Raw genomic sequence first — 3200 nt, forward strand, 5'->3', positions numbered from 1 at the left:
GCCTTCGCTGGAGATCAGCTTGGAGCCCGCCGTGAGATAGACCGCTCCCTGTTCGCGAACGGTATCCATGGCGCTGTAGCGCTCGGCGGTGTCGTCGGCGCTGAAGAACAGCGTGTCAGCCGCTTGGTTACCTTCCAGGTCTAAAATCCGCAAGGTTTGGCCCTGCTTCACGGTGCCAATATAGTGATCGCCCGCATTAACGGTAGTGCGGCTAAGCGCGTTTTCGGGGCGTAAGGTACTCTCGATAATCATGGTTTTCCCCTTAAAGGCCGAGGTGGTATAGGCGGTTATTGGCAAAGCCACGGGCGTTTTCTGGCCGTGAGCGGTAGCAAGGATCGTCCTCTGTCGGTGGCTCAGCCGTACCTAACGCGATATCGACGCCACGGCGCGGGTAGTCAGTGGCAGGGTCCAGCGGGTGGGGGCAGGTATGCAACAACACTAGGGTATCCATCTCGAAGCGCAGCGTGACGCTGTTGCCCGGCTGGCAGTGGTTGCTGACATAGTGCAGCTTGCCTTCGTCATCGCTCTCGACGCGAGAGAACAGGTTGAGATTGGCAGCCATGTCTCGGCGGCCAAGCCCATACTTGGCGAGTTCGACCAGGAAGGCGTCGAAGCCGGTGCGCGTCCAGTCATTGTGGGCCTGCTGGTAGCTCACTGGCTGCCAGCCTTTGGCCAGCAGGTGTTGGGGCAGCAGGTTGCCGCCAACGCTGTCGTGCCAGCCAAGGTCATCATGCGTGATCGAGGCAAAGATGCGGCCCATGTCCGAGTAAAGGCAGTGGCCTTGGGTCAGTTTGAACGTGTGCTGGCACTTCAAGGTGTCCGGCAGGTTTAAGCGCTCCAGCAGGTTTTCTGGGTTGTAGCAGAGTAATCCTACGTTGCTGTTGGCCTCCTGGGCGGTCAGGGTTAGTGTTGTGCCGCGACGTAGGCGGAGTGACCAGTGGTGCCCGCCGGGTAAATGAGTGGTGTAATCGGGCTGGCTATTCATAGCAGCGTCTCCTGGGTGTGGGTTTTCAGTCCGCCCTGATGAAGTGCTTCCGTTAAGGCTGCCGTTGGACGGTCTCTCGAAATGGGCAGGTCATAGGTAATGGTGGCGCCATAGGCTTCCGGGGCTTGAGGGTCGTGGCGGGTTTTGTCAAACACCCATAGCCGTGTGCCCAGCTCAAAGGCCTCTTTTAGGTCGTGGGTGATCATGAAGATGGTGAGCTGCTGCTCTTGCCAAAGTCGCGTGATTAATTCGTGCATGTCCTGGCGAATGCCGGGGTCCAGGGCACCAAATGGCTCATCCAGCAACAGCATGCGTGGCCGCATCATGAGCGCCTGGGCGATGGCTAGACGTTGCTGCATGCCGCCGGACAGCTCATGGGGATACTTATTAAGCGCGTGACTTAGGCCAACTTCTTCAATACGTGCTTGGGCTTTCTCAATCGCGTGCCGTTTGGCAGTGCCAAAACTTTTTCCAAGCAGCTTGGCACTATGCAGCTCATCGGCCATCATCACGTTGCCCAGCACAGTCAGGTGTGGAAAGACGGAATACTTCTGAAATACCACCCCTCGATCCGGGCCGGGTTCGTTAGGAATGGGCTTACCATCTAGCAGAAGGTTGCCTTTTGAAATGGCTTCGGTGCCTAGCAGCATCTTTAAAAACGTGGTTTTACCGCAGCCAGAGGCACCTACCAGCGTGACAAATTCTCCTTGCTCGACGCTGAAATTAAGGTTCTCAAGCACGACGTGATGGCCGTAATGCTTTTCTAGGCGTTTGGCGGACAGTAGGCTCATGATTTGTCTCCTTCGCCCGAGTGGTACCAGGGAAAGGCAAGGCGCGATGTCCAGGCGAGAATCTGGTCAAGAAGGAACGCCAGCAGCGTAATCCACGCCACGTAGGGCAGAATCACGTCCATCGACAGGTAGCGGCGAACCAGAAAAATGCGGTAACCAAGCCCCTCTTGGGCGGCAATTGCTTCGGCAGCTATTAAAAACAGCCAGGCGCTGCCGAGGGCCAAGCGAGTGGCATTCAGTAGCCGCGGCGTGAGTTGGGGCAGTAGCACCCGCAACAGTACCTGCCAGGAGCTGGCTCCCAGGGTTTGTGCTTTGATCAGCTGTTCATCGGGAAGTCGCAGCGCATGGCCTTGCAGGTCGCGAATCAGAAACGGCGTCACCCCAATCACGATCAACGCGATCTTGGCGGCCTCACCGGTGCCAAAGGCGATGAATAGAATCGGAAGTATCGCCATCGGAGGGATAAGCGACGCGACGGTGACCAGCGGTGAGAGTTTGGCGCGGATGAGCGGAATGCCGCCGTTTAAAATACCCACTACGAGGCCGATGAAAGCGCTGATCGCCACGCCAATGAGAATCCGCTCTAAGCTGGCGAAAGTGTCTGTCCATAGAACGATTTGGCCAGTGCGTACGTTTTCTGCGGTGGCCAAATGATAAAATGAGCTTGCCATGGTGGCCGGAGTGGGCAGTAGCCGATCATTAGGGTTCTCGGCCAGTCGGGCATTGGAAAGGCTCAGGTAAACCATGGCCAATAACAGGAAAGGCAACAGTCCCAGCAGCCATCTGCTCCCTCGGGATGGGGCTAGATTAATGAGTCGCTTCATGGCGGATGTCCATCGAAGATAAAAGCAGAGGGAGCAGCCGTGGCTACTCCCATGGCGCTAGTTACTGAGCGTCGAGGTAAGCTTGGGTAAAGCTGGGGTCGAAGCGCAGTTGCACGTTGCTCTCGTCTCCGAAGACGCCACTGGGTGTCTCAATGCCGACGACTTCTGCGTTTGGTGCCATGTCGCCTAGTAGGCCGTGCTGGAAGCTGAATTCAGCCACTCGCTGCATGGTGTTGAGCAGCTCTGGGCTTTCCATGAGCGCGATGGCTTCGGCGGGGTCGGTGTAGAGGTAGGTGGCGGCAAGTTGCTGACGATAACCGTCAATATCAGTGCCAGCGGCATCTGCCATGATGCCAAGCGCATTTTCATCATCTGCCTCGATGAGTCCCATCACTTCATACCAAGCGCCTACCAGGGCATGACCCAGTGCCGGGTTATCCGCCAAGGTTTGCGTATTTACGACCATCATGTCGAGTATCTCGCCGGGGATCTCAGCTGAGGTGTACACCACGTTGCTATCCGCCATATCCTCGATGGCACCTAACTGGGGGTTCCAGGCAGCGACGGCTTCTGTGGTGTCGCTCGCGAACAGGCCGACGA

4 protein-coding genes and 1 pseudogene are annotated in these 3200 nt (G+C 57.2%); all 5 read right to left on the reverse strand.

Annotation, left to right across the window (positions count from 1 at the left end; translation table 11 throughout):
* A partial coding sequence (locus BIS10_RS18035; protein ID WP_253507439.1) for an urea carboxylase-associated family protein occupies nt 1-252 on the reverse strand: 252 nt, incomplete at its 3' end.
* 10 nt (nt 253-262) lie between these two features.
* Nucleotides 263-985 (reverse strand): urea amidolyase associated protein UAAP1, encoded by a 723-nt coding sequence (locus tag BIS10_RS18040; RefSeq protein WP_253507442.1) that lies wholly within the window; start codon nt 983-985, stop codon nt 263-265.
* Nucleotides 982-1776, reverse strand: a complete 795-nt coding sequence (locus BIS10_RS18045) for an ABC transporter ATP-binding protein (RefSeq protein WP_074210440.1) — start codon at nt 1774-1776, stop codon at nt 982-984. The genes BIS10_RS18040 and BIS10_RS18045 overlap by 4 nt, the downstream gene beginning before the upstream one ends.
* Nucleotides 1773-2600: an ABC transporter permease gene (locus BIS10_RS18050; protein WP_074210441.1), complete on the reverse strand. Its 828-nt coding sequence runs from the start codon at nt 2598-2600 to the stop codon at nt 1773-1775. Before BIS10_RS18050 ends, BIS10_RS18045 begins: the two co-directional genes overlap by 4 nt.
* Nucleotides 2601-2661: 61 nt before the next feature.
* A pseudogene (locus tag BIS10_RS18055) lies at nt 2662-3200 on the reverse strand (lipid kinase); the annotation flags it as partial.

It is taken from the genome of Halomonas sp. 707B3 (assembly GCF_024158645.1).
Taxonomy (GTDB): domain Bacteria; phylum Pseudomonadota; class Gammaproteobacteria; order Pseudomonadales; family Halomonadaceae; genus Vreelandella; species Vreelandella lionensis.

Coding starts and splice junctions, on each gene's coding strand:
- BIS10_RS18040 (WP_253507442.1), bottom strand. CDS start 985: ATGAATAGCCAGCCCGATTACACCACTCATTTACCCGGCGGGCACCAC.
- BIS10_RS18045 (WP_074210440.1), bottom strand. CDS start 1,776: ATGAGCCTACTGTCCGCCAAACGCCTAGAAAAGCATTACGGCCATCAC.
- BIS10_RS18050 (WP_074210441.1), bottom strand. CDS start 2,600: ATGAAGCGACTCATTAATCTAGCCCCATCCCGAGGGAGCAGATGGCTG.